Source organism: Polyangiaceae bacterium (assembly GCA_020633235.1).
Taxonomy (GTDB): domain Bacteria; phylum Myxococcota_A; class Polyangia; order Polyangiales; family Polyangiaceae; genus JACKEA01.
In genome coordinates, this window is sequence record JACKEA010000004.1 from 295,470 (window position 1) to 322,188 (window position 26,719).

A 26,719-nucleotide genomic window follows, 5' to 3' on the forward strand; every position below is an offset into this window, starting at 1 on the left:
GGGCGTCATCGATGCTTACGTTGGGGGACGTGAAACAGCAGTCTGAGATCCCGGTTCAGGTCGACATGGCCCAGCTCGAGGCGTCCCTCGAGAAGCGTCTGCAGGCGCGCGCCGCGCGTGCCGACAGCGCCGTGGAGCTCGATCCCGGCACCTTGAATCGCTGGTTGTCGGAAGAGCTTTCGGCGCTGATGCACGAGCTCGCAGAGCTGCACGCGCTGGCCAACGGCAGTGTCTTGAACTGACGCCCCGTCATTTTTCATTTGGGTGTCGGGACGGCGCGGAACCTCGCGCCGCGGTGTTTCCGCGGCGTCCCGACATTCAGCGGAAAGTACTGAACGAGGTCCGGCGGTGGCACTGTCGCGCGCGGAATCCACGCGAAATTCCGTCATGATCTCGGCGGGTTCCGAGGTGTGACGTTGTTCGACCGCCGTTCAGTTGACATCTGAACAGCCGGACAGTACTTCTAGGCCATCTCCGCAACGTGACGAACGACGCGGGGGCGCCGGGGCAAGCCAGCACTCGGTGGAGCGAGCACAATTCAACGCTCTCGGCGCTGGAGCCACGGCTCTCGTGCGACGCGGGAGTCTTTTCGAAAGCCAATCGGAGACGCCAGATGGACGACAAGCAGAAGAGCAAAGCCCTCGAGGTCGCAATCGCCAGTGTCGAAAAGGAGTTCGGCCGCGGCGCCATCATGCGTCTGAAGGACGGCGAGAAGATCGGCGGGGACGTGGCGGTGATCCCCACCGGCTCCCTGGGTTTGGACGTGGCCCTCGGCATCGGCGGCTATCCCCGCGGGCGCATCGTGGAGATCTACGGACCGGAGTCCAGCGGCAAGACCACGCTCACGCTGCACGCCATTGCTGCGGTGCAACGTCAGGGTGGTGTGGCTGCGTTCATCGATGCGGAGCACGCGCTCGACATCACCTACGCCAAGAAGCTCGGCGTGAAGACGGACGAGCTGCTCATCAGCCAGCCGGACTACGGCGAGCAAGCCTTGGAGATCGGCGAAATGCTCGTGCGCTCCGGCGCCGTCGACATGATCGTCGTGGATTCGGTGGCGGCGTTGGTTCCCAAGGCGGAAATCGAGGGAGACATGGGGGATTCCCACGTCGGCCTGCAGGCGCGCTTGATGAGCCAGGCGCTGCGCAAGCTCACGGGCTCGGTCTCGCGCTCCCACTGCATGTTCTTCTTCACCAACCAGATCCGCATGAAGATCGGTGTGATGTTCGGCAGCCCGGAGACCACCACGGGTGGCAACGCGCTCAAGTTCTACGCTTCCGTGCGCTTGGACGTGCGTCGTATCGGCGCCATCAAGGAGGCGTCGCAGTCGGCGGGTAAAGACGGCATGTCCGTGGTCGGCAACCGCACCCGGGTAAAGGTGGTGAAGAACAAGATGGCACCGCCCTTCCGCGAGACGGAGTTCGACATTCTCTACGGCCAGGGCGTATCGCGCTCCGGGGAGGTGCTCGACATGGCGGCGGACCTCGGCATCGTGCAGAAGAGCGGCGCGTGGTACTCGCTGGATGGCGAGCGCATCGGCCAGGGCCGGGACAACGCTCGGAGCTACCTCGAGCAACACCCCGAGCTGCTCGATCGCATCGAGCAGAAGGTGCTCGAGAAGCACGGCATCGTCCGGGCGCTCGAGCCGCGGGCGGCGGAAGCAAACGCGGCATCGGCGGCAGCGTCGGAGTCGTCGGACGACAGCAGCAAGAAGTCGAACGGCGCCAGTCGGCGCGCCGCTGCGCGCCCCAGCTGACCGCTCCCGGCCTGGGGACAAGCTGTGGATAACCTGTGGCTCACCTCGGTACGGACCGGGGTGAAGCTGGGGAGAGTTGCGTCCAGATCGGCCTCGAATTCCGACCTCGGCGGCCCGGAATTCGAGGCGCCACGGGCACTTAGGAGTGCTCCTGCAAGGGGTTGAGGGTGCGCTCTCAAGTGACTGTAATTGTTTGCTAAATTGGCGTTCCTTGACGCCTTCGGAGCCGGGCCATAACCCGAAATAAGTAGTGAACCGCAAAGTCTCGTTCCCCTGGATCCTCGCCAAGGGCCGTCGTGGCCGGCGACAGCGCTTGGGTGCACCCAGGATGGCAGCGGCTGCGGTTCGAGTTCCCGATCCGAGAGTGGCGCAGCTGCCACTCCGATTCGCGGCGTCGGGCCCCCAGATCTTCATCCACGAGGGCGCGCGGCAAGCGCTGGAGCGACGCCTGCAGATGGCCCACGGGGGCATCGTGCAGCTGGCCGTCACGGACAACCGGCGCCGCATGGTGACCCACACCCGTAGCGGGCACCTGCTCAAAGTGCGGCTGCACATGATGTTCCTGGACGCGCCCGAGAAGGTGGTCGAGGCGCTGGTGCGCTATGTCGTGCGCGGGGATCGTGACGCCTCCGACGTGGTCGGCGAGTTCATCGAGGCCAACAGCCACCGCATCCGAGGAGAGCGGTCGGGCGCTCCCATCCGCCCCCGCGGCCAGGTGCACGACCTGGAGGCCATCCTCTCGGACGTGAACGACCGCTACTTCAATTCCGCCATCAGCGACGTGCTCATCACCTGGGGGCGGCGCACCGAGCCGCGAGCCGGTAAGGCGCGGCAGACGATCAAGCTCGGAAGCTACAGCGCCACGGAGCGGCTGATTCGCATTCACCCGTGTTTGGACCGCGAGTGGGTGCCGCGGTACTTCGTCGCGTACATCGTCTATCACGAGCTCTTGCACCACTTGGTGCCCGCGGTGCGCGTCGGCGGGCGGGCGGTGCTGCACTCGCCGGAGTTCTTGCGGCGGGAGCAGGAGTACAAGCACTACGCGCGGGCGCTCGAGTGGGAGCGCAAGCACATTCATCGGCTGCTCCGGACGCGGTAGGGGTAAGCGCGCGGGAGCCGCGGGCGGATGGCGGATCCAGCGGATTTGGCAGCGGGTTCGACGTTGAAGGGACGCCTGCCTCGCGGCCTTCGCACGCTGTTCAAAGCGCCACGGCGGTGGGCTACCCTACCTGGGCGAGGCCATGCACCCCGACGACGTCGTATTGTTTGCGATCATCGGTGTCGTCGTGCTGTTCGCCGTGCTGCTGGTGGCCGCCGGGCTCGTCGTCGGGTACCGCCGGTCACGAGATCACGGTCATGCGATGGCCAGCTTCGCTGCACGCCGAGGCTTCCAGTCGCGACCCGATCCGGAGAACGCGCGAGCCGGTGGGTCGGCGACGGTTCTGCTGGGAATGGTGGACGGCGTGCGCGTGGAGCTCCGCAACGTGCTGCGAGGCTCATCGGGTTCGCTCACTTCGGTCACTCGCGTTCAGGCTTGGGCCGTACCCGCACCCCCGGATGCGTTCGTCGCCTACACTCCGTCGTTCCGCTATGCATCGGGCGGACAGAACGACTCGACGACGATCTTGGACGACCCTACGGAAGCCGCTCTCGTCGGGATCGCTCGCGACGACGTGATTGGCGACCCCGCCCTCGACGCCGTGCTGGCCATCCACGCGGATCCCCAGGGCATGGCAGCGGCCATCCTCCGGTCGCCGCCGATGAAGCAGGCCGTGCTCGACGCCGTGGCTCGTATCCGTCACCTGCGCATCGTCGGTGGCAACGTTGTGAGCGACTTCCCACGCGAAGCGACCCGCGACGTCGAGATGGAAGAGCGGGTGCGCGAGGTGGTGCGCGTGGCTCGAGCGCTGGGGGCGGCTGTGGCAACACTGGGTGTGGGTTGACGGTCCCGCGGATGGACCCAGCCGGGCGGCCGCATAGCACCACGTGGCTGCGCCGGTCGCTGCTCGCTGGCCCGCCGGGCGCAGTGGGCAGGACGGCCAGATCCTTCTCCCGGCCCGCCGATGCCTTGACTTCGATCAGGCGAGCGAGCGAGAGCACCTGCACGCGTAGTCCTTGGACCTCGAGTACGACCACGTCGCCAAGGAGATCCGCATACTCCGCTTCGCCGAGACTGCCGAGCACGTCGACGATTCCGAGCTTGGTCATCAAGAGCTTGTGACCCTTCGATTCCAAGTGGGACTTGTTCAGCGCAATGCGCCGCTCGTCGCCGCGAAACACAGCCTGGAGCTCGGTGAGTGCCGCCAGCAACCGCTCGACGTTGGTGGCACTCCGCTCGTGTAGGACGTCGAGATCGAATGTCACTGCCGGTGCGCCCTGCAGAACGCCGGCAGTCATCCCGACGACGATGAACGCCACCTGATGTCGCACGAGGATTTCGAGCACCTCGAACGACTTAACCCCAGTGCTCACCTGAGTCGGTCCTCTCGCACAAGCGGCGACCCAGCGACGATTCTTCCCACTGGGTAGCTTGTCGGCTCGGCGCGGAATCAGCCCGCGCGCGCAGCCCGCCTATCGCGGAACGAGCAGCCCCAGGGCACGACGGAGCAGCTCTTCCAGCGAGAGGCTGCGGGCTTCGGCAGCGAGCTTCTCCGTCGCCTTCGTGGCTTCGGCCTTCTTGAAGCCTTGGCTCGTCAGCGCCAAGAGGAGCTTGTCTTGCTTCTCCCGCGCCTCCGCATCCGCAGCGTCCTCGGTGTCTGAACGCCTTCGCTGACGAAGGCGAATCTTCTCTTCGACGTACTCGCGGCCGAAGGTCTTCTTGGCCGCATTCAAATTGTGGCTCCTGCAGTACACCCGACCATTGGAGGCGCCATCGCCACCACCGATGCCGGTGGCTTCGATGTGGTCGTACTGCAGAAACGCCCTTGCCGTGCAGCGCACGCCGGACTCCGACACGAAGCAGCACTGGGCACCGTCGCGCTCGTACACCTCGCGCCGGGAGGCACGCCCGGCGTCGCCTCGCTTCGTCCCGCGGGAGCGGCGCGGCTTGTCCGTCTTGCCCCAGCGCTTCTTCTCCAGCTCGCGAATCAGCGCGTCGAGCGCCCGTTCGATCACGACCTCCAGCTCCCGGCTCACGTGGCTCATCAGATTCTGGGCGTGCTCGAGCTTCGCTTTCAGGCTCTCGCCAGCGCTGAAATGCACCTCGAAGCGCCCTTCCGAGAGCGGCTCCACGCCGGGCGCCGGACCCTTTCCGCCAGTGCGCAGCGGCTTCACCTGGTCCGGGACGTCCGGCTTCGGGAACCAGCGCGCGAGCACCACGCGAATCCCCGTGCTGGTCTTGCCGGCGGCTTCTTCCAGGAGCGCCGTGTGATTCTCCTGCGTGAGCCGCGGAGCCAACAGAGAAAGCCCGGAAAGGTGCAGATCTCCGCTCGCGAGCATCGAGAGGAGCACGGGAAACGAGCGCGCTGCCCGCGCTCCGGCGATGCTCCGATACGCCGTGCCCTCACTCATCCCGAGGCCGCGCACGCAGAAGTCGTACATGGAGGAGTAGGGTTGAACTACGTGTCCAGACCGACAGCGCCCCGCGCCTGTGCTCATTCGATGCCAGTCGGCGCCGGCCCCGCCGGCATTCTCGGTGGGGCTGCGCCCCACACCCCGCACGGGGGCCCAACCCCGTGCCGCGACCATTCCAGCCGGTTGCCTGCTCCAACACCGCGCCGCTCGATTTCAGCGAGATGCGCGACCAAGTGCGCGGTCGCCTTGCGACGACCGGCGTTGGCAACGACCGCGCTCGACCAGAGGTCGCGATTGGAGAGGTCTTGAAGTGCGGAGAGCGAAGTGCGCTCGGTGGCAGACAGTTCTACGGAAATGACTTTGGACGATGACATGACAAACCCCCGTGGTTTCCCCCGGCATACCACGGGAAATTTCGCCTTCTTCAGCACGCCGCAGCTGCGCCTTCGAGCGCGCGGGCACTTCGAAGATTGATTTCGTTTCGAACGCTCGCCCAGTGGGCACACGTGCGCCGCGCAGGCGCTGTGCGAACGAGACAGGCGAAATGAGAGCGCGGAGCGTCCGAAATCTCGTCAACTGAAATCGTCTTCTCGGTGTCGAATTCTGTCGTCCGCTTCGCACTCGTCTCGGATCGCGATCGTTGCAGACATTCCGGCCGCTTGGTCCGCCCTCGAACGACGCGCGGCAGCGGCGGCACCTGTCCGTCGCTCTCGCCGGAGTGGCACCGATGGTGGTCAACCCAGGTGATCTCTGGGGTTAGTCGGTGTCGGCATCGGGCATGAGACGTGCTAGCGAGGCACTCGTTTCGTAGAGCACCTGGAGGCGCTCGTATGGCGTGAGCGAAAGCATCCAGTCGATTTGCGTCAGATCGACACCCGCCGAGTCGAACGCTTTCTGATTCAGCGTCTCGAGTTCCTGGTCCGCGGCGGTGAGCACCCTTCGATGCTAAAGCGTGTTGACAGTTCCGCCAACACCGCCCTTCTCGAGCGTCGGGCGTAGGCCCTTCCTGCTTCGACGAGGGTATGTCTCACGGACCGCCAAGAGCAGAGGTTCGCCAAAGCTTCCCTCTCCACGTCTTCACGTGCTTCGCGGCGACGGGAGGCCAGTCTCCATGGCCGAGGACCCGAGGGTACTGAGCCAAGCACGCCGTAGCGTTGTCGTCGCGGTCCACCTCGTGGCCGCAACTACTGCAGTGAAAGGTCCGCTCTCCGTCTGCGCGTCCTCATGCTGCTGCTCGAGCGACGCCAAGCGGGATTTGATGGCGATGGGGCGCGATGCAAGCGGTGTTGGGCAGGGCGGGAAGAGATGCTCGTTGGCGACGTATACGGCGACACCATGTGGAAACCGCTGCTCACGTCGCTGTTCTTGATCTTCGTCGCTTCGGGGTGCTCCAAGCACAAGTGCGACCTCGATAGCGACGGGAAGAAGGCGGCGTTTGGTGACGTGGCGGCCATGACCAAGGGCGCGCACAGCTGCGATGTCGAGGGTCACTCGTCCATCGGCGGCCTGGTCGACCCGAGCCTCCGCTGCGAGATCGGGACCGAGAACTGCGTCGCCAACATGCACACCATTCACCCGAACATGCAGCCTGCCGAGGTGATCGCTCAGTACAAGGCGTTCCTCGAGCCCGCGGGCTGGAAGGTCACGGAGAGCACCTACGAGGGCAAGCGGGGCAACGGCAAGCCGTTCACGGGTATGAAGATGCGGGCCGAGAAGGGCGACAAGTTCCTGATCTCCCAGGTCTACATGCTGGCTGATACCCTCGCCGAGGCGAACACGATCTTGGTGGATCGCGCGACACTGCAGAAGAACTTGTAGGCGTGCGCGAGAGCTCGTGACGGAGCGGGACGTCCGTGCGCGGGGTTCCGCGGCGGACCGACATGGAAACGGGGAAGGGGCGGTGCGCGGCGGGTCAGATCTCGAGGGCGAGACCGAGCATCCAGGTGTTGGAGCCGACGTGCATCTGGTCGCTGCCGTCGCCGAGGAAGCTGTTGTACCACTCGAGGAAGAAGTACGTGTTGTTGACGCCGGTGTTGTTGTCCACCTCGACGGCGGAGGTGCGATCGAAGGCGTCGAGCAACAGCATCCCGCCCAGGGCGTACTGGAAGCCGTAGGAGTGGCCGCGGCCGATGAGGCCGTTGTCGTCGCGGGAGGTGCCGTCGCCATCTCCCGCCCACCACAGGGCGTAGCCGAAGCCGGCTTTGGCGTAGGGCACGAGGGGCACAGGGGTTTCCCGCGCGAGGACGTCGACCCGGAGCACGCCGACCAAGTACATCGGCATGATCGCGAGGGACGTGCCTTGCGCCGAGCGGCCGCTGCCGTCGGCGAGCAGCGCGTCGGCGCCGAAGTGCGTGTAGCCCCAGCCGAGACCCGGGCCCAGCGTTCCGAACATCGGGATGCGCAGGGCCTGCCAGTCGACCTCGATGCCCAGCATGTAGCGCTTGCTGGAGCCGAAGGTGTCGTCGAAGGGCGTGGCGTTCGAGAACTCTTCGTCCACCTTGGGACGATAGGGGCCGAAGCGCAGCTCGAAGGCGGCGTTCTGCGGCGACTCGTACTGCACGTGGCCTGCGCGACCCGTGTAGGAGCCGAATTCGTCGGTGCCCGTGATCTGGGCGTAGGCGGGAACGGCCGACGCGAGCAGCGCGCCGGCCGTGCAAGCGAAAACTAGCGTCTTCATCTGGATGAAACTGCGGCGGCGAGAAGGCACGTGGAGGGTGAGGCGCTCATCGACGCCGCCTCCAGCGGCGCAATCCCAGAGCGAGGAGGGGAGCGAAGAGCAGCACCAAGAGGCCCTTCTGCTGCCCGTGAGAAATGCTGCAGAAACCGCCGCCGCCCTTGCCCCCGGCGCGGCGATACAGCTCGAAGAAGTCGTCCACCGGCTGCGGCGTGCCGCACACCACGGCGGAGAGTACGCCGGTGTTGCCGACGGTGTCGGTGGTGGCGATGGCGACGGCGTAGCTCACGCCGTTGGACAGGCCCTTGGCGGTGATCTCTTTGGCCAGCTTGCCGCTGGTGGAGCCGCACAGGTAGGCGCTGTCGGGACGAGCGCCAGGGACCAGCACGGACGAGGGACAGTCGGGATTGCCGCTGCCGGTCGAGCCGGCGGCGCCGGCGGCGCCCGCAGCACCTGCAGCGCCGCCCGTGCTGGTGGCGCCGGCCGCGCCGGTGGAGCCCGCCGCACCTGCGGCGCCGGCCGCCCCCGCAGCGCCGCCGCCGCCGTCCACGCTTGCATCGGCGCCACCGTCGGCGGCCATGGGCGTGTTGGCAGGGGAGGTGGTTCCGGGGGCGGGGTCGCAGTAGATCTTGTAGCCGAGGAGATCGCTTGCAGTGGGAATGGTGGACCAGCCGACGATCAAGCGATTCTCACCGATGCCCGCGGAGAGACCGGTGGGCGGGGAAGGCCCGAGCAGATCGTACTTGGCCTCGTACGTCGAGCCAGTGCCGACCGTATTGCCGCTGCCATCCACCAACATGAAGTAGAGCGTGGCGGTTTGTGTCGCGCTCGCTCCCGACGTGTCGCAGTCCGTGGCTGTGCCCGAGCCCGGGCCGTTGGTGGCGTCCGTCGTCTTGTTCTGCGCGATGATGTCCTGCACCCGCAGGGTGATCGTCGGCTTGTCGTACTGCGCCGCCTGGGAGTAGACCTGCCAGCAGGTGGGGGCGGAGCCATACCGTGACTCGTAGGCCGTGCAGTCCACGGAGGTGCCGGCCCACACTTCCAGGTTGTAGCCGCTGTAGCTGACGGCCAGAGACTCGAAGGTGAACGTGTCGTTGGCGAGGCAGTCCGCGTAGCTGATGGTGTACGGGGACTCGGCGTCGGGTCGGAGCTTGACCACGCGGTCCGGGAACTTCGACGTGACGGTGATGCTCTGCGCCGCGGCGCTGCTGGCGAGAGCCAACACGGCGAGCAGCACGGGGAATGCTCGGAACAAGGACGACATGGGGTGACGCCCTTTGAGCATACTGCGTGCCACGCCGCAAATCCGGTGAGGGGCGGTTTTCGAGGAAGACTCGAGGGGTCGGGACCGCCAGCTTGGCTGCAAAAGCCGGGGTGGCTGCCAATCTGTCAAAGGGATTTGGGTTTTTCCGTCGCGGAACATTTGCGGGGCGGTGGGGCGCGCTAAGGTCCGTCCGTGGTCGAGCTAGTAGGTCGCGTCGTGCTCGGGGGTCGCTCGGTTCGGGCGGCACGGCCGAGCCGGGGTGGGCTTTCGCGGTTCGATGCCGAAGGGGCGCGCCTGGTGGCGGTCGGCCTCGGGGGCGCGCCGCAGGCGGATCCCGGGCAGCTGGCCGGCGAGCTCGAGCGGTTCGTGCTCGGGGCTGACGCGATCCTGCCGCCCCTAGCCGCCGAGGTCATCGACGGCGATCTCGTCGTGGGCTATGCGGCCCGCGGCGCGGAGACGTTGGATCAGACGATCGCCCGCGGCGCGACGCCGCCCCCGCGCGTGGCGGACATCGCCGATGGCGTCGCGCAGGCCCTCGGGTTCCTGCACGACCGCGGCCTCGCGCACGGCTTCTTGCGGCCCGACTTGGTGAGCACCGATGTTGGGCGCATCGCGCTGGAGGGCTACGGCCTGGACCGTTTGATCTTGGGCTGCGCGGGACGAGAAGCGCTGCTTTCGGCCCTGGGGGATCCGTACGCCGCGCCGGAGCTCGCCGCGTCGTCGGCGCGCGAAGGGCGCCCCGCGGCGGACGTCCGCGCCTTGGGCGTGATCATCGTCGAGCTGCTCGCCGGGCGTCCCGTGGCGAGCGACGAAGCGCCGCGCGAGGCGCTGGCCGCGCTGGGCCTCGCCGAGCCCGCGCGGACGCTGCTCGCCGCGGCGCTCGCGCCCGAGCCGTCGCGGCGCCCCATGGACGTGGTGCGCTTCGCGACGGAGCTGGGCGACGCCCTCCGCTCCGCCCCCCTGCTCCAAAGCCCCAGCCGCCCCGCACTCCCCAGCCGCCCCCAGCTCCGCAGCCGCAGCCGGACCCGCCGCCAGACCCGCCGCCGCAGCCGCCCCCGGCTCCGCAGCCGCCGCCGCCGCCGGACCCGCCGCCGCCGCAGCCGCAACCGCCCGAGCCTCCCCGCATGGACTCGGAGCCCCGCACCCTGTGGCCCCTGCTGAGCATCCTGGCGGGCGTCGTCTTGCTCCTCACCGGCGTGGTCGTGCTCTTCGCCTACGCCTGGATGCGTCCCGCGTCGTCCTCGTCGTCCACCGTGGTTGCCGTCGCCCCCGATGCCGGCGTGCCTCCCGTGGTCGTGGCGCCTCCCGACGCCGCCGTCGCACCGCCTCCCGTCGCCGACGCCGCGCCCCCGGAGGAGGACGACGACGGCGACGCGGGCGTCGCGTTCGCCCCCGACGACGCGGGGCCCCCCATCGCCCTGGGCGGCAGCGCCGACTCCGTCGACGCGCTGATCCCGATCCGCCGCGACGAGCCCGTGCTCGGCAAGGCGGACGCGCTCGTCACCATCGTCGTGTTCGGAGATCTCGAGTGCCCCCACACCCAGCGCGAGATCAAGGATCTCGAGCGGCTGCGCAAGGCCTTCGGCGCGGAGCTGCGCATCGCCTGGCGTCACCGCCCACTTCGCGATCACACCCACGCGCGGGACGCCGCCCTCGTCGCCGAGAGCATCTACGCCGAACGCGGCGCTGCGGTATTCTGGCGTCTGCTCCAGACCATCGCTTCCGACGCTGCTGCCCCGACGCGCTCCAACCTGGAACGTTGGGTCACCGCTGCCGGTGGAGATGGAGCACGCGTCTCTGCCTGGCTGAGCTCGTCCAAGGCCAAAAAGGCCGTGGACGAAGATCTCGAGCTCGCGGGTCTGTTCGACGTGCGCTCCACTCCCACGTTCTTCGTGAACGGTGCGCGCATCGAAGGCTATCAGCCGTATCGCACGCTGGAAGATGCCGTGCGCCGAGAGCTCGGGGCCGCCCGCACGGTGATGTCCGGCGGCGTGCCTCGCTCGGACCTGTACGCCACGCGGGTTCGCAAGAACCTGGTCGACCTCGGCACCGACGTTCCGGATCGCAACTGCCCCGCCATCGGCGATGCACCGGTGCGTGGCAAGGCGGACGCGCTGGTCACCATCGTGGAGTTCTCGGACTTCCAGTGCCCTTTCTGTCGCCGCCTGCAGCCCGCCCTGGAGCAGGTGTTGGCTCGCCACGGTGGCGACGTGCGCTTGGTCTGGAAGAACTTCCCGCTCGGCTTTCACCGTGACGCGCGCCCGGCGGCAGCCCTCGCGCTGCAAGCCTACGAAGTGGGCGGCGCCACGCGCTTCTGGCGTGCGCATGACCTGCTCTTCGCCGGCCAGCGCGACCTGGGGGAAGCGTCGCTCTCGCGCATTGCGAGCGATCTGGGCCTCGACCCCGCCACCACGCTGGGGGCCGTGCGTCGCGGAAAGTTCGAGGCACGCATCGACGCCGACGTGCGCGAGGGCAAGCGTGTGGGCGTCAACGGCACGCCGGTGCTGTACATCAACGGCCGCATGCTGCCGGGTGCGCGCCCCGCCAGCGAGCTCGATTCCGTGGTGCGCGAAGAGATCGATTGGGCGCGAAAGCTCGTGGCCCAGGGCACCGTCCGCTCCAAGGTCTACGAAACGCTCTGCGGCAAGAGCCCGTAGCACTACACTCGGCGCGCTTGCCGGAACGAGCCCAAAACGAGCCCGCGGCGCCCAACTCGGCGGCCGCCACTCCGGCCGACGTGCTCCACAGCGAGGAGGCCGGCCGAACGCGGAACTTCTTCCGCGCGGTGATCGCCGCCATCTTGTTGCTGGAGCTGTTCCTCTCGGGCCTGCCGGGAGAGCTCTGGCTCCGCGCCGCCGCCGGCGTCTTGGGCCTCGCGCTGATCGCGATCTGCGCGGGCGCGCTGTTTCAGCTGCGGGACGACAAGAACCTGACGCCCAAGCTGCTCACCCAAGTGGGCGTCGTGGGCTGCTTCCTCACGGTGCTCGTCGTCTACTACCTGGGCGTGTTCTCGGCGGCGGCCACGATGCTCACGCTGTGCGTCTACTTCTTCGGCCTGAGCGGCAGCGCCCAGGCGGCGCGCACCACCTACGCCACGGTGGCCGGATTCTACTTCGTGCTCTCGCTCGGCGTGGCCGCAGGAGCGGTACCGGACCCGAGCGTGTTCTCCAGCGCGTCCGTCACCGAGGTGGCGCGGCTGTTCCACGTGGTGATGATGCAGGTGGCGTTCGGGCTCAGCTTCTACTTGGCGCGCAGCAGCCGGCGCGCCGCCGTGCTCGCCGTCACCCGTGCGCGTCGCATGAGCCGTGAGCTCCGCCAGCGCGAGTCCCAGCTGGCCGAAGCACGGAGTGAGCTCGACTGGGCGCTGCGCACCGGGGACGGCCAGATGAGCGGCCAGAAGGTGGGCGACTACGCGCTGGTGTCGCTGCTCGGCCGCGGCGGCATGGGCGAGGTGTATTCCGCCACCCACGAGCCTTCCGGACAGAAGGCGGCGGTGAAGGTGCTGCACCCGAACATGCTGGAAAACCCCGAATACGTGCAGCGCTTCATGCGCGAGGCCCAGGCCGCGGCGGCGGTTCCCAGCGAGCACGTGGCGCAGGTGTACGAGCTGGGCTTCACGTCCTATGGCGGTCCCTTCATCGCCATGGAGCTCTTGGAGGGGCACGATCTCGCGTGGCACCTGCGCAAGACCGTGAGCGGGCGCTTGCCACTGGAAACCGTGGTCGTGATGGTGGAGCACGCTGCCCGCGCGCTGGGCGCGGTGCGGGACGCGGGTGTGGTGCATCGCGATCTCAAGCCCGCGAACTTGTTCCTGGTCGACTCCCTGCCCCAGAAGTGGAAGGTGCTCGACTTCGGCCTGTCCAAGATCCAGGGCGGCGCCGCCCTCACGCGAGAGGTGGCCATGGGCACGCCGCAGTACATGGCGCCGGAGCAGGCGCAGGGCCTGCCGGTCGATCATCGTGCCGATCTCTACGCGCTGGCGGCCATCGCCTACCGCACCGTGACGGGACAGCCGCCCTTCGTGGGGGACGACATTGGGCCGCTGCTCTTGGATGTGCTCTACACGCAGCCGCAACAGCCCGGCGCCTTCGTGCACGTACCGGTGGAGGTGGAGCTGGTGCTCGCCATTGCTCTCGCCAAGAAGGTGGAGGACCGCTTCGCTTGCGTGGAGGACTTCGCCGAGTGCTTGGCGGCGGCGTCCGTGGGCGAGCTCGACGACAACACCCGCGCCCATGGCTGGAACCTGGTGAAGGCCCACCCCTGGGGCACGACGACGCGCCGGTGAAGAGCGTCAGAGTCGGATTTCGACGTGCGTCTGCCGGCGCAGGCTGTCGAGCCAGTGGCGCCGCGCCTTGCCCATCTTCTCGAGATACAGCCGCTCGCCCAGCTCCCCGCGGGACTCCTCGAAGGTCGGTAGCTCGCTCTCTTCGCGCTCCACCACCTGGAGCACGTAGTACGCGTTGGCGAAGCGAATCGGGTTCGACACTTCCCCGACCTCGAGGCCCATGGCCGCTTGATCCACTGGGCGGGGCAGCATGCCGGGGGTGAGCCGACCGAGCAGCCCGCCCCGCTCCCGGGTACTGGCGTCGTCGGAGTACTGCTTGGCCAGCGCCGCGAAGTCCGCGCCCTTGCGCGCCTGCTCCGCGATCGCCTCCGCTTGACCGCGGACCTTGGCCGCGCTGTCCCGCCCGCCGGCAGGGATGTTCATCTTTATCCACGCCGCGCGGTAGGGCAGCTTGCGCCGCTCTTCCACCACCAGCCGGCGGTAGGAGCTTCGGAGGTCTTCCTCCGTGATGCGAATGCGCCCCTGCAGCCGCAGGTTCATCAGCTTGGCTTCCAACACCTGACGGCGGATCTCGTTGCGATACTGCCGCTCCGAGAGCCCCGCTCGCGTGGCCTCGCCCACCAGCTGCTCCACGGTGATGTTGTTCTGCGCGGCGATGCGGCCGATGGCCTCGTCCACCTCTTGGGCGCTCACCACCGTGTGCGAGCGATTCGCCGCGCGCTGCTCGAGCTCTTCGTCCACCATCCGCTCGAGCACCTGCTTGTACGTCTGCGAGATGGCCGCCGCACGCTGCGCCCCCGGCGGCACCTCTTCCTGGATCTTCACCAGCATCGGCCGCGCCCGGTCCCTCAAATCCGAGAGCAGGATGGCGCGCTCCCCGACCACCGCCACCACGCGTTCCACCACCGTGGCGCTGGCCGTGCTGGCCAGGAGCAGGCAGGCGCCAAGAACGAGCGTGAGCCGGAAGCGAAGATTCATGCGGACGGAAGCTCTAGCACGTCAGGCTTCCGGCTCGCCCCCTTTTGTGCCCTCCGCGCCCGCAAAAAGTCTCGGATTTTCCCTGATTTTGTTGGTCTACCGCGGTGCCAGCGCGCCGCGCCTCAGCGCGTCCGGCGCGCGGCGAGCTGGTCCCGGCGCGCGCGCCACAGCGCCCGTACCTGGGCGAGCGCCTTGGGCGTCCTTGCCGCTGTCGCCATCTGACGGAGCTCCTCGAAGGAGTACGTCTGTGGTGCCTGCGGTGGCAGCATCATGAACGCGCCGTCGATGAAGCTGAGGAATTCGTGGAGCTGGCCGGGCGCTTGCGTGTCTTCGTACGTGTTCGTCTCGAAGCTCCAGCTCGTGTTCTTGTAGAACGCTTCCAGATGGAAGTCGCCCAGCCGATCGGGAACCAGTCCCTGGGCGTCGACGGGATACACGTCCATGCCCACGTTGTGGACGTCCGCGGCGGCGAGCACCGTGCCATGCGCGGCCCAGTACCCGGTTCCGGCGCCGTACTTCTCGAACGATGAGACGGTCGAGATGATCGGTGCGCTGGGGTGCGGAACCGAACCGGGATAGATCTGGCCACCGATGGTCACGTCCACCTGGGTGATGTTGGGCATCGCGGTGTTCGCGAAGCCGTTCGAGAAGAAGCCTCCGATCTGCCCCGGACCCAGGCAGGGCGCCGATAGCGAGCTGCTGGAAGTCTGGTACGGAGGTGCGTCGGCGAAGGCGAGGAACGAAGCCTCCTCGACCCCGCCGTTCTTGAAGCTGACGTTCAGCTCTACGAAGCAGACGATGCTCGCGCCGTTGTTCTGCACGAGGCCGGTCCAGGTCTGGTAGTACTGCGATCCCGATGGCTCGTAGGTGAGCTTGGAGCTTATCAGCACCACGCCAGCGCCATCGCCGACCGTGCTCTGCGAGACGTTGGCGTTGGGAAGGTTGGACGCGAGCCCTCCCGAGCCACCACCCGTTCCCCCGCTACCGCCGCCTCCTGTAGCACCGAAGCCGCCGGTGGCACCGAAGCCGCCGGTGGCACCGAAGCCGCCGGTGGCACCGAAGCCGCCGGTGCCCAGGCCGCCGGCGTCCACTTCCACCATCTGGCCGGGCGGTCCTGCCGGGCCGTTGGCTCCACTGGAGTCGTCACTTCCACACCCCGAGAGAGCGAGGCCCATTGCCAGGCCCAGCCCGAATCTGCGCTGTTGCATGATCTTCCCGCCCGCGTTGTGGAGGCATTATCACCGACGCGCGGGGCGGCGTTCAACGACGATCGTGCCGGGGGCCATGACGCGCGTCACTTGTGCGCTTTTACCTTGACGCGGCGCGTGTCCGTACTTGCGACAGAATTGGTCGTAACTGGCGTCCGGAGCGTGAGGTTCCGCGGCGTACCGACAAAATCGATCAGCGGCGCATGGTGGCGCGATCCTTGGTGGTCACGTAGTAGCCGCGCGGCCAGTGGCGGTAGTAGCTGACCCGCACCATGGGAGAGCCGTCGTTGGGATCCACGTCGTCACGGATGGTACCGACGACGCGCAAGAGAGAGCCGGCGCCGACGCTGAGCTTGCCGATGTCGTCCTCTCCGTTCAGCTTCACCAGCGCGTGCACGATGGCGTGCTCGTGATCGCTCACGGTGACGCGGCAAGAGTCCTCGTCCGAGCTTTCACACAGGTTGCGGGGCTCCAGGGTGCGCACGCTGAGCTTGAGATCGGCAGCGCCGCCGGGGCCTTCCTGGCGCGTCACGACCACGCCGAACAGCTTCACCGGCTTGTTCTTCCACTTGTCCGGCTGGCGCTGAGCCATGACCGGGTCGTACTCCTTGGCACTCGCGGTGGCCGTGGCCTCGTCGCTCAACGGCTCGTAGGTTCGCGCGTGGCCATAGAGCCCTGCGGAGTGGCAGGCGGTGGCGAGCAGCAGCGCGGACAGGGCGAGGAAGCGAGACATGGGGCCGGGTTATCATCATCCCCGGCCCGGGTCACCCGCTGACGGCGGCCTTGCGCCGTTCTCGAGCGGGGCGGCGGCGGCCTCGGGCTCGGAGGGCGATCTCGCCCACGAACAAGCCCAGCAGCACCAGGGCGAGCTGGCGCGAGGCGTCCACCTGCGTGCTGGCGGTGCCGCTGGCCACGGTGGGGGCGAGCTCCGCGGGGTCATGGCTGCGAGCGGTGATTTCTTGCTCCGACACGTTCACCACGCGCTCCTGCACATCGCCATCCACGCTGACCTCGTAGCGACCGGCCAGCGCTACCGTCGCGTTCGAGTCCGCGCCGTGCTCGCGCACTTCGACCGGTCCTCGCGGGCCACGGATCTGGATCGTGCTCTTGGCGGGAAACAGCCACGTTGCGCCCGCCACGCTGTGGCGCGGTCCGGCGCGGCGGGTGGCTTCTTCCACCGCGTGCTCGAGCAACGCCAAGAAGCCGGGGCGCAGCGCGAAGTCGCTCTGATCCACGCTGACGGGCAGACCCACCGTCAAGATGAGCCCACGCCCCGACGCCGTCTCCAAGATGAACGGCTTCTGGTCGTCCCAACGCGCGACGACCTTGCTCCCCGTCGGCTCGATGCCTTCGAGCAGCGCCCGGCCCTCGGGAGCGAGATCCGACAAGCTCTCACCGGGGGCGCCCAACCACGCCACGCTCGCGGACTCCACGCCCTTGGCCTTGGTCTTCTCCCAGTGCACGGCGCCCCGCACGAAGGGTTCCAAGGTGGAGCCGAGCTGCGCGCTCTCGGCGCGAGGGCCGAGCAGGGCGACGGCGACGCCGCCGCGGCTCACCCAATCGCCGAGGGTGGCGCGGGCCTCTGCGGGGATGCCGCCCGGGTCGTCGATGAACACGGCTGCCAGCGGATCGAGCTGAGCGCGCTCGTCCGGCAGCACCGTGAGCGGACGCACGCTCTCGTCACCGCCGAGGGCCGACAGCGCTTGCTCGAGCACCGTCGCGCCGCCGGTGAGCACCGTGGCGGTGGAAGGATCGGCCACCACGCCGATGCCGAGAGCGGCGCCCTCGGCGGAAACCGGCGCGCTGTCGTCTTCGGCGATGGCGTCCTTGCCGTCGAGGCGCGCGTCGAGCGCCACGCCGGCGCTGCCGAGCTCCACGCCCACCAGCTGCACGCCGGCCTTGGCCTCGATCTTGGAGCTGCCCAGCTCTTCGCCGGCCTTGGGCGCTTTGCCGCCATCGACACTGGCGGCTTTGGTGGCGAGCACGGTGACGCTGCGCCCCTTGGCGGCGTGAGCGCTGGAGCAGGCGATGCGCAGCGTGACCCGCCGGCCGCGGCGGTCCGCCTCCACGATGCCGCAGTCGTGCGAAGGTCCGCGCAGCTCCGGCAGCGGCGCCCAGATGGGCGGCTTGCCGTCGGGGATCTCGTCGTCCGCGAAGTCGCTCAGCACCACCACGCGATGATCTGCGTGCGGCAGCTGCTCCAGCGCGGAGCGGGCGAGCTGCACGGCGGCGCCCAGGTCCGTCGGGCGATCGCTGACGGCGAGGTCGTCCAGGGCGCGCTCGGCTTCTTCCAGATCCGTCGTGGCGGCCAGCGCCAGCCGTGCCGGCGCTCCCGCGAGCACGATGGCCACCGCGTCGCCTTCGCGCGTCCCGTTCAACAGATCGTGCGCTCCGGCCAGAGCCCGCTCCCAGCGCGTCTTTCCGCTGGGCAGCCGTGTCCGCATGCTGAGGGAGTCGTCGAGCACCAGCGCCAGCGCCACGGAGCCGCCCGCTTGTCGGGTGAGGGACAGCCGAGAGCAGCGCACCAGCGGCGTGGCGCCGAGCACCGCGAGCGCCACGATCATCGCCGCCCGCAGCGCGAGCAGCAGGCGATCTTCCAAGCGCCGGCGTTGCCGCGCGACGGGCTGGGCCGCGGGCACCAGGGCCGCCGGCGGGAACTCCCGCTCGTCGGCCCGCGAGCGGCGGAGCAAGTGCGCCGCGATGGGCGCCCCCACCAGCACGCCGATGGCCAGGGCGGCCCACACCACGAAGCTCATGAGCTCACCGCCGCCAAGGTCTCACGCACCAACTGCACCGGATCGTCCGCGCTGGTGCTCACGAGCAGGCGTCCGCCCACCGACAGCAAGCGCTGCTCCCACTCCTTGGTCCTGCGCGCGAGGGCTTCCAGATATCCCGCCCGCACGGCGTCGGCGTCGGTTTCCACCAGGAGGTCCCCTTCGGCGGCGCGCAGGCGCAGGGGTCCGGAGAAGGGAAAGGTCTTCTCCGAGGGATCGAGCACCTGGACCGCGACCAGCAAACGACCGTGGGTGGACAGGGCCGCGAAGCGATCGAGGCTGCCCTCGGGCAGATCCAGCAGATCCGACAGCAGCACGATCACCGAGCCTCGTCGGGCGTGGCGCGCCACCGGCGCGAAGGAACGCTCCACCGCGGTGAGGTCCGTGTGCAAGTCCCCACCCGGAAGCACCGTCTCCAGAGCGCTGACGATGCGCTCGAAGGCTTCCCGTCCGCCGGTCGCGGGGAGCGGACGGCGCTCCGCTCCACCCAGCCAATCCAACGCCACCGGGTCGCCGCCGGCCAGGGCCACGCGCGCCAGGGCTGCAGCGACGAGGGCGGCGAAGGCGAGCTTGGCGCCCGGCGCGCGTTCCCCGCGATAGCCCATCGAAGCGCTGGCATCGACGACCAGTCTGAGCGCGCGGTCCGTGTCCGTCTCGAACTCGCGGATCAGGAGCCGGCCGTGACGCATCAGCGCGTGGCGATCGAGCCAGCGCAGGTCGTCCCCCGGTGTGTAGCTGCGGTGCCCGCCGAACTCGACGCCGGGGCCGCGACGCGGGCTGCGGTGCCCGCCGACGTACACGCCGTCCGCTACGGTGCGCGCGCGCAGTCGCAGAGGTCCCAGGCTGCCCCAATCGAGGCCCTGGCGGACGTCACGGACGGAATCGCTCACCCGTGACCGTCGGTGCGCCCGAGCTTGTCCCGCCCCACACGACGAATTCGCCGCCGGCCCACACACCTGCTCCAAAGCGATGGGCTTCGCCGCTGGGCCAGGCCGGTACGAGCGTCCAAGCGTTGGTCGTGGAGTTGTACAGGGCGCCGTTCGCGAGCAGAGTGCCGGCGGTGTCGACGCCGCCGATGAACAGCACGGTGTCGCTGGACGTCCGGAAGGACCAGCCGGTCTCTCGCTGTAGCGCATAGCGAGCCGAGGGCGCTCCGGTTTGGTTCATCGTGGTCCAAGGGTTTCCCGGAGGTCCGTTCGGATCGTAGCGCTGGCCATCGTCGTAGGTGACCGGACCGGTGTCGTTGTGACCACCCCACACCACGAATGAGCTCGAGTCCCACGCGCCGAATGCACCATACCGCTCGCTAGGACCCTTCAGAAGCTTCGTCCATACGCTGCTCGTGACGTTGTACGTGTAGGCGTCCTTCGATGCCTTGCCATTGCTTGCTTGACCGTCAGCAACGTAAAGCGTGTTCGCGGAAAAGGCCGCAGCTGGATGGAGAACGGCGGACGGCTTGCCCGACGAGCTGCCCTTTGACCAAGTGCCATTCTGCGTGTCGTAGAAATAGACGTCAGAGCCCACGGTGCTGTTCGTTCCCACGCCGGTGTACCCACCCCAGATCAGCACTCGCGTTCCCGTCCAAAACCCAAATGCCGCTCGGGCGCCGGGCGGTGGTTCTCCCGCGGTGGTCATCGGGGTCCAAGTGTCGTTCGACGGGTCGTACAGCGCGCCGTCGTTGTACTCGGTGGTTCCCGTCGCGTCCCCACCGCCCCACACCGCGACTCGGGTTCCGGTCCACACGGCCGTAGCCAAAGTGCGAGCGCTCGGCGCGCCGCTGGTGCCCGCCAGCGTCCAGGTGTTCTGCGCCATGTCGTACAGCCCGCCGGTGGCGAGCGTCTTGTTGCTTCCGTCCAGCCCACCCCATACGAACACCTTGCCCAGGGACGGTATGTACGCGACGGCCGCCCCGCTGCGCGCCACCAGGCCGCCGGGCGGCGGCGCCATGGAGAGCCATTGCGGCGTGCACTTGCTGCTGGAGCAGCTGCGCCCCGGGCCGCAGGCGTTACCGCAACCACCGCAGTGGCTGGGGTCGTTGGTCGGGTTCACACAAGAGCCGTCGCACAGGATTTCCGGCGAGGAGCAGTTCGGCAGCACGCAGGTGTTGCCGCTGCACACCTTGCCGCCGGTGCAGTCGCCGTCGCCGCAGCACTCGTTGCAGCCCTGGCCAGCGCAGCAAACCCCACCGCCCTCGCAGGCGAGCCCGAACTGGCACTCCCCAGAGCCGTTGCAGGTGTCCGTCGTGCACAGGTCGCCGTCGGAGCAATCCGCGTTGCCGCAGCACTGCCGGCACTCCGAACCGCAGTCCTTGGGCGTGCCGGCGGCGCACTGGCAGCTGCCGTTGCTGCAGATGGCGCCGTCTTTGCACTTGGAATTCAGACAGGCACCGCAGTAGTCCTTGTTGCTGGTGAGATCGATCTCGCAGCCATCCGAGGCTTGTCCGTTGCAGTCTCCCCAGCCCGTCGCGCACTCGATGCTGCCGCTCACGCACACCTGATGCGCGCCCACGGCGTTGCCGCAGGAACCGCAGTTGTTCGGATCCTTGGTCACGTCCACGCAGGAGCTGCCGCACAGCGTTTCCCCGCTGCCGCAGGCCGCCACGCACGCCGTGCCATTGCACACGGGAGTCGCGCCCAAGCACTTGGTGTTGCACGAGCCGCAGTTGTTCGGGTCCGTCTTCGGCGTTTCACAGCCTGGCGCAGCAGTGCAGTCCAAGAAGTCCGGGCCGCAGCTGCAGGTCCCGCCGCTGCACTCGCGATTGTCGGAGCACGAAGAGGTGCACGAGCCGCAGTGCGCCGTGGTCACGTTCAGGTTCACCTCGCAGCCGTCGTTCGCGTCGCCGTTGCAGTCGGCGTAGCTCATGACGCAGGTGCAGGCGCCCGCCACGCACTCCTGGTTGGCGCCACATACGGTGCCGCACCCGCCGCAGTTCTCCGGATCCGAGGCGGTGTTGGCCTCGCAGCCGTCGTCCTTGTTGCCGTTGCAGTCCGCGCTGCCGGCGGGGCAGGTGCACAGGCCATTCTCACACGTGGCGTCGAAGCTACAGCTGGCGCCGCAGGAGCCGCAGTTGTCCGGGTCGGAGGCTGCGTTCACCTCGCAGCCGTTCGTGATGACGTTCTGGTCGCAGTTCAAGAACGGCAGCACGCACGTGGAGCTACAGGTGTTGTTGGCGCAAGAAGTGCCCGGACAAGAATTGTCGCAGGAGCCGCAGTGTTGCCAGTCGCTGCTCAGGTCCACGCACTGGCCGTCGCAGCAGGTCTGGCTCGCAGTGCAGCTGGCGCAGGGGTCGCCGCCGTCGCCCGCGGCGCCGGCATCTCCCGAAGTGCCACCGCTGCCAGCGTCCGCGCCGCCGTCCACGCCGCCGGTTCCAGCGCCCCCCAAGCTCGCGTCCGGGCCCACCGGCACCGACTCGAAGTTGTCGTCCAGCAGTTGCGGACAGCCCGTGGCCCACAGCCCGAGCAGCGCCAGCGCCGCCAGCTTCTTCGCGATCTTCATCAGAACCGGCCTCGAACCCCGGCAGAGAGGGGGCCAATCGTGGGTCCGATGGCGACCTCTTCCTTGGGCGAGGTGAGCCACAGGGTCACGCCGGCCCCCACGCCCACGGCGCCCACCACGTAGCCGATGGTGGACACGGTCCTCAGAGTGCGGAACGCGTCCACGTCATCCATGGCCGAAGAGCCCGCGGGGCACTTGCCATCTGGGCACGCGTCCTCCGCGCTCGAGTGCCGCGCCGTCGCCATCAGGCCGGTGGCGATGCCCACGCCCACTCCCGCGGCGCCCGCGCCCAACGCCACGTAGGCCCAGGTTCGCTGACTCGAGCTCGCCCCCGCGTCGGCCTTCACGTCGTCCTTGCCCGCCGTCACGTGAACGGGTTTCACACCGGGCGGCGGAGGCGCCGCGGCCCCCGCCGGCGCCGGTCCGAGGTCGAGCTCCAACGTCTTCTTGCCGCGCTCCTCCAGGGTGACCTTGCCCTTTGCCGAGCGCCCATCCGCGGTGCTGGCTGCCACGTCGTGACTACCGGGATTGACGGGCGCCCCCACGCCCACGAGGGCTCGGGGCAAGGGCTTGCCGTCCACGGTGACCTCCAGGGACGAATCCTTTCCCTTCACCATCACCGTCAGCTTCGGGATCCGGGGCCGAAGCTTCGCGAGCGCGTCGCTGGCCTCCTTCACGGCATCCTTGAACGCTTGCGGGGGCTTGTCTCCCAGCGGCGTGCGCACCGTGCGAACGTAGGCCTCCGCCGCCTCTACCAGCCGCCCGAGCTTCTCGAGGGCGCGGCCCTCTCGTACCGACAGACTGGGCGCGGGGATCAGAGCGTAGGCACGGCGATACAGATCTTGCGCCTTGTCGTAGTCGCCGTTGCGGAAGGCATCCCCCGCCTGCGTCGCGAGCTCGCGAGCGGCGTTCTTGGTGGCGTCATCCGGCTCTTGTGCCCGAGCGCTGGTCGCCAAGAGCGAGAGCGAGCACACCGTGGAACAAGCAAAGCGACGGACACGGTCCCTAGAAACCGAGATCTTCATACGGGCTCTTGGGCTTGGGGGCGGGAGGCGCTGCAGATGCCTTGGGTTCGGGAGCCTTCTTCGGCTCTTCCTTGGTGATCGGGCCTTTCGGCGAGGACTTTACAGCGTGTGCCTTCGGAGCAGGGGTTTGTTGGTCCGGCGCGGACTCCGCCGCGGACGGCGTCACGGTCGGCTTGGTCTCGGCGGTGCTCGCCGTCGGCGGCGCCGCAGGTTTCGGCGCGGCCGCGCTTTCCGGCGCAAGGGCGGCCGCGCTCGTCGCGTCGGCGCTCGTCGCGGGGGCGACCTTCGCGGGTTTCGTCAGCGCCCACACCGCGGTGGCGCCCAGCGCGAGGCATACCAATCCCACACCGATGAGCAGTCCTCGGTTTCGCGCCGCCGAAGGTCGCGCCGTCGCCGGAACCGCGGGTGCCGGAAGGGTGGACACGGATATCCCCCCTGGAGATGGCGTCTGGACTCGCACCGTGGGATGCGGCGTGAGCACCCTTGGATTGAACTCCGGCGTCGAAAGGCGGAGGTTTCGAATGTCCGTCAGGCTGACGCGCGTGAGGCTCGGCCGTGACGTGCTGGCATCCAGCCACGCGGTGCGAAGGGAGTGCCCGCTGATGTCCTCCGTGATCCCGTGGGACAAGAGCCAACCGGCGAGCGCTTCGCCCAGGTCCCGCACGCGCTGAAACCGCTCGTTGGGATCCTTGGCCAGGCCCTTTTGCAGCACCTCCCACAGTGCCGAGTCTCCTGCTGCGAACTGAGCGATGCTCGGGATCTCGTCTTCGATGATATGGCGCAGCAGCGCGTGGTAGTTCGAGTCCTCGAAGGGCACGCGGCCCGTGATGGACTCGTACAGCACGATGCAGAACGCCCAGATGTCCGCGCGGTGGTCGATCTGGTCGTCCCCCCGCGCTTGCTCGGGGGCCATGTAGTCTGGGCTCCCGAGCACGGTGCCCGCTTCCGTGAGGCGGCGATCGCGCCGCTGCTCCTGCACGCCGAACTTGGCGATGCCAAAATCGAGGATCTTGGGCTGCAAGCGGCCGTCCGAGTCCGCCAGGAAGATGTTGTCCGGCTTGAGGTCCCGGTGAACGATGCCCTTGCTGTGGGCCGCCGCCAGCGCGTCCGCGGCGGGGAGCAAGATCTGCACGGCTTCCGATGCCGGCAGGCGCGCTTCGCGGTCCAGGACGTCCCCCAAGCTCTCCCCGGACAACAGCTCCATCACGATGAAGGGGTCACCGTGGGCGGTCCGGCCAAAGTCGAACACCCGCACGATGCCCGGATGCTTCAGCCGGGCCGTGGCCCGTGCCTCGGTGAGCAGACGTTCGTTCGCGCTCTCGCCTTGCAGGTCGCTGCGGATCAACTTGATCGCCACCTGCACGTCGAGCGCCAGGTTCCGTGCCACCCACACCGACCCCATGCCGCCATCCGCGATGCGGCGGACGAGGCGGTATTTGTCCGCGATGATCTCGCCCGCAACGTACCCGTGGGGCTCCTCGAGGGTGCCCTGCGAAGGGGTCTGCGTGCGGACGACTTGTGACAAAGCGGTTACCTGGCGGCTTCGACCATCCCCGAACAGGGTTCAAAGCATGTCACGTCGGGGCCGGGGACGGAATCGAGTGGTCCAGCTATGGGTGGGGGCGTAGCTCTGGTTTTAGGACCCGGCCAGGCTCGCGACCACTCCAGCGATGATCCCCACCGCTGCGGCCAAGAGCGCGATGACCAGCCACAGCCGGCTGCCGGGCTCTGGAGCCTCCGCTACTGGGGCAGAAATCTCGCGCTTGTGGGGAAATCTCATGGTCGGCGCGTAGCCAATGGCGTGGTCCGTGTCCCGGATGCCGAGCTCCGGCTCCTCCGGCGGGGGCGGGGCCGTAGAGGCGACGTCCCGGGGCCGGGCCAGGGCGGAGGCCAGCGCGGTGGCCAGGGCCGTGGCGCTCGGGTAGCGATCCGCTGGGCGTTTGGCCAGTGCGTGGAGCACCACGGCCTCCAGCGCCGGCGGGATGCGGCCTGGGTCCGTGCGGCTCGAGGGCGGCGGGGGATCCTCCATGAGGTGCGCCGTCATGATGCTGATGGGGGTGGCTCCGCCGAACGGTACGTCTCCGGTGAGCAGCTCGTAGAGGATCACACCGGCGGCGTACACGTCCGCCCGGGCGTCCACTTCGTCTCCCCGCGCTTGCTCGGGAGCCATGTACTCCGGAGTGCCGAACACCATGTTCTGCTCGGTGAGGGCGGTGAGGGACTGGCTCGCGTCCGCGCGGAGCATCTTGGCCATGCCGAAGTCGAGCACGTGGACGCGATCGCCGCGTCCATCCCCGTTGGCGACGATCACGTTGCCAGGCTTCAGGTCTCGATGCACGACGCCCGTTCCGTGAGCAACCTCCAGCGCGCAACACACTTGGCGAACGATGCCGATGGCGCGCTCGGGATCCATGGGCCCCGCGCGCGCCAGGCGATCCAGTGGTGTGCCCTGCACCAGCTCCAGGGCCATGAACAAGCGGCCGTCGGCCTCGCCGAAGTCCACCAGATCCACCAAGTTCTCGCCCCGGAGCCGACTGAGGATCCGAGCCTCGCGCAAGAAGCGGCGACTGATCTGTCGGTCCTTGACCAAGTGCCGGTGGATGATCTTCAGCGCGACGTGGTCCCCCGTCTTCACGCTGCGTCGTTCGTCGTCGGCCTCTGCCGGCTCCGCCTCGCACTCCGCTTCGTACACGATGCCGCTGGCGCCATCGCCCAGCACACGAAGCACGCGGTAACGCGCGAATCGGGTGCCCTTGTCCAACGCGCCGCGGACCACCGGGGCTTCGTCCGCGACGAGCTCGCTCATGGCGCGCTCCGGTTGCAGGCGGAGATGAGCTTGGGGCTCATGAGCACCGGATCCAGCGTCGCCGAAGGGTCGAGCTTGCGCCACTCGGCGCAGGAGGCGGCGGCCAAGCCCGGGGCGTCGAGCGCGGCATAGGCCTCGAGCAGCTGTCGGTGCACGGTAGCCAGCTGCGGCTTGGTGAGGGACTCCGTAGCCAAGAAGCGGTTGGCACGCGTCACCGCGTCCACGTAGCGTCCGCCGCGAACGTCGGCGATGAGCGCCGGGAGCTCGGACGCGACGCGGCGCTGGGCTTGACGCGCGCTCCCCGAGGCCTCACTGCAGATCAGCGCGTTCGATTCCTTGAGCGCCTTCTTGCCGGCGTCCGTGAGCTCCAGATCCGTGAGTGGCACCAACACCACCTCGCCGCGCCGCACCGCACGGCCGCCCCGCTTGTTGTAGTGATCGAGCACCCACGCCTTGTTCATGTCGCCCATGAACTTGTACGCGATGGTAACGATGGTATCCCCGCTGCTGGCGATGACCTGGAGATTGAAGGGAACGGCGATCTCTGCGCCGTCTTCCGGGGGCAGCCAGGGGCTGGTCCCGTTGGCGATGGCCAGCACGTCGGCGCGGCCCCCCGCGCCGAGCAGCTCCTCCGCAAGCTTGGGCCAGGTGTCGCCCTTGTGGATCTTCCGGTGAGCCAGCGCCGGGACCTCCAGGCGCATGCCCGGGACGATGGGGGAGCCGCCCTGGGCGTCGAGGGAGTTGGCCGCCACCAAGATCTTCTCGTGCTGAATGCGGCCGTAGAATCGCTCGGCGATCGACGCCAGCGTGTCACCCGGCTGCACGACGTAGGTGAACGCCCCGGCGTCCAGGCTCGTCAGCGAGAGCGCCAGACAAAGCGCCGCGAGGACGATGCGTTTGGGCATGGGCCGGCGAGCTTAACATCCCGCCGCCGGAGCTGG

22 protein-coding genes are annotated in these 26,719 nt (G+C 68.4%); 9 read left to right on the plus strand and 13 right to left on the minus strand.

All coding sequences use genetic code 11. The features are described from left to right. Positions 1–29: 29 nt before the first annotated feature. From H6717_22760 to H6717_22780, 5 genes are all read left to right on the plus strand, one after another. A complete protein-coding gene (locus H6717_22760; GenBank protein MCB9579866.1) occupies positions 30–242 on the plus strand; it encodes a hypothetical protein in 213 nt (70 codons plus the stop codon). Between the two features lie 371 nt (positions 243–613). After that, on the plus strand, positions 614–1,756 hold the full coding sequence (recA, locus tag H6717_22765; GenBank protein MCB9579867.1) for a recombinase RecA: 1,143 nt from the start codon (positions 614–616) through the stop codon (positions 1,754–1,756). A 328-nt stretch (positions 1,757–2,084) separates the two neighbouring features. Next, a complete protein-coding gene (locus tag H6717_22770) occupies positions 2,085–2,855 on the plus strand; it encodes a hypothetical protein (GenBank protein MCB9579868.1) in 771 nt (256 codons plus the stop codon). 142 nt (positions 2,856–2,997) lie between these two features. After that, complete coding sequence (locus H6717_22775) at positions 2,998–3,699, plus strand: hypothetical protein (protein ID MCB9579869.1); 702 nt, start codon at positions 2,998–3,000, stop codon at positions 3,697–3,699. A gap of 172 nt (positions 3,700–3,871) precedes the next feature. Further along, positions 3,872–4,099: a hypothetical protein gene (locus tag H6717_22780; protein MCB9579870.1), complete on the plus strand. Its 228-nt coding sequence runs from the start codon at positions 3,872–3,874 to the stop codon at positions 4,097–4,099. A gap of 228 nt (positions 4,100–4,327) precedes the next feature. Here H6717_22780 and H6717_22785 read toward each other — a convergent pair whose 3' ends face one another. Then, positions 4,328–5,296 carry a hypothetical protein gene (locus H6717_22785; protein ID MCB9579871.1) on the minus strand — a complete coding sequence of 323 codons (969 nt, stop codon included), beginning with the start codon at positions 5,294–5,296 and terminating at the stop codon, positions 4,328–4,330. A gap of 729 nt (positions 5,297–6,025) precedes the next feature. After that, on the minus strand, positions 6,026–6,205 hold the full coding sequence (locus H6717_22790; protein MCB9579872.1) for a hypothetical protein: 180 nt from the start codon (positions 6,203–6,205) through the stop codon (positions 6,026–6,028). Positions 6,206–6,604: 399 nt separating this feature from the next. Here H6717_22790 and H6717_22795 point away from each other — a divergent pair, with 399 nt between their 5' ends. After that, positions 6,605–7,087, plus strand: coding sequence for a hypothetical protein (locus tag H6717_22795; protein ID MCB9579873.1), 483 nt, complete (start codon positions 6,605–6,607; stop codon positions 7,085–7,087). 94 nt (positions 7,088–7,181) lie between these two features. On the opposite strand, the gene H6717_22800 is transcribed toward H6717_22795, so the two are convergent. Next, complete coding sequence (locus H6717_22800; protein MCB9579874.1) at positions 7,182–7,946, minus strand: hypothetical protein; 765 nt, start codon at positions 7,944–7,946, stop codon at positions 7,182–7,184. A 46-nt stretch (positions 7,947–7,992) separates the two neighbouring features. Beyond that, positions 7,993–9,207, minus strand: coding sequence for a hypothetical protein (locus tag H6717_22805; GenBank protein ID MCB9579875.1), 1,215 nt, complete (start codon positions 9,205–9,207; stop codon positions 7,993–7,995). Between the two features lie 192 nt (positions 9,208–9,399). On the opposite strand from H6717_22805, the gene H6717_22810 reads away from it, so the two are divergent. The 3 genes from H6717_22810 to H6717_22820 are packed head-to-tail and all read left to right on the plus strand — an operon-like array spanning position 9,400 to position 13,492. After that, a complete protein-coding gene (locus H6717_22810) occupies positions 9,400–10,368 on the plus strand; it encodes a hypothetical protein (protein ID MCB9579876.1) in 969 nt (322 codons plus the stop codon). Beyond that, entirely contained in the window at positions 10,332–11,864 is a 1,533-nt protein-coding gene (locus tag H6717_22815; GenBank protein ID MCB9579877.1) for a thioredoxin domain-containing protein, read from the plus strand. Before H6717_22810 ends, H6717_22815 begins: the two co-directional genes overlap by 37 nt. A 17-nt stretch (positions 11,865–11,881) precedes the next feature. Further along, a complete protein-coding gene (locus tag H6717_22820) occupies positions 11,882–13,492 on the plus strand; it encodes a serine/threonine protein kinase (GenBank protein MCB9579878.1) in 1,611 nt (536 codons plus the stop codon). Between the two features lie 6 nt (positions 13,493–13,498). Here H6717_22820 and H6717_22825 read toward each other — a convergent pair whose 3' ends face one another. The 9 genes from H6717_22825 to H6717_22865 all read right to left on the minus strand — a co-directional run bounded on the left by H6717_22825 (position 13,499) and on the right by H6717_22865 (position 26,683). Then, positions 13,499–14,470: a peptidylprolyl isomerase gene (locus H6717_22825; protein MCB9579879.1), complete on the minus strand. Its 972-nt coding sequence runs from the start codon at positions 14,468–14,470 to the stop codon at positions 13,499–13,501. Between the two features lie 122 nt (positions 14,471–14,592). Next, on the minus strand, positions 14,593–15,678 hold the full coding sequence (locus tag H6717_22830; protein ID MCB9579880.1) for a hypothetical protein: 1,086 nt from the start codon (positions 15,676–15,678) through the stop codon (positions 14,593–14,595). 193 nt (positions 15,679–15,871) lie between these two features. Further along, complete coding sequence (locus H6717_22835; protein MCB9579881.1) at positions 15,872–16,411, minus strand: hypothetical protein; 540 nt, start codon at positions 16,409–16,411, stop codon at positions 15,872–15,874. 31 nt (positions 16,412–16,442) lie between these two features. After that, positions 16,443–18,434, minus strand: a complete 1,992-nt coding sequence (locus H6717_22840; protein ID MCB9579882.1) for a VWA domain-containing protein — start codon at positions 18,432–18,434, stop codon at positions 16,443–16,445. After that, positions 18,431–19,588: a DUF58 domain-containing protein gene (locus H6717_22845; GenBank protein MCB9579883.1), complete on the minus strand. Its 1,158-nt coding sequence runs from the start codon at positions 19,586–19,588 to the stop codon at positions 18,431–18,433. The genes H6717_22840 and H6717_22845 overlap by 4 nt, the downstream gene beginning before the upstream one ends. A 2,358-nt stretch (positions 19,589–21,946) precedes the next feature. Further along, entirely contained in the window at positions 21,947–22,921 is a 975-nt protein-coding gene (locus tag H6717_22850) for a tetratricopeptide repeat protein (protein MCB9579884.1), read from the minus strand. A 31-nt stretch (positions 22,922–22,952) separates the two neighbouring features. Then, positions 22,953–24,497, minus strand: a complete 1,545-nt coding sequence (locus H6717_22855; GenBank protein MCB9579885.1) for a serine/threonine protein kinase — start codon at positions 24,495–24,497, stop codon at positions 22,953–22,955. Positions 24,498–24,608: 111 nt separating this feature from the next. Then, entirely contained in the window at positions 24,609–25,778 is a 1,170-nt protein-coding gene (locus H6717_22860; GenBank protein MCB9579886.1) for a serine/threonine protein kinase, read from the minus strand. Beyond that, complete coding sequence (locus H6717_22865; GenBank protein ID MCB9579887.1) at positions 25,775–26,683, minus strand: LysM peptidoglycan-binding domain-containing protein; 909 nt, start codon at positions 26,681–26,683, stop codon at positions 25,775–25,777. The genes H6717_22860 and H6717_22865 overlap by 4 nt, the downstream gene beginning before the upstream one ends. Positions 26,684–26,719 lie beyond the last annotated feature (36 nt).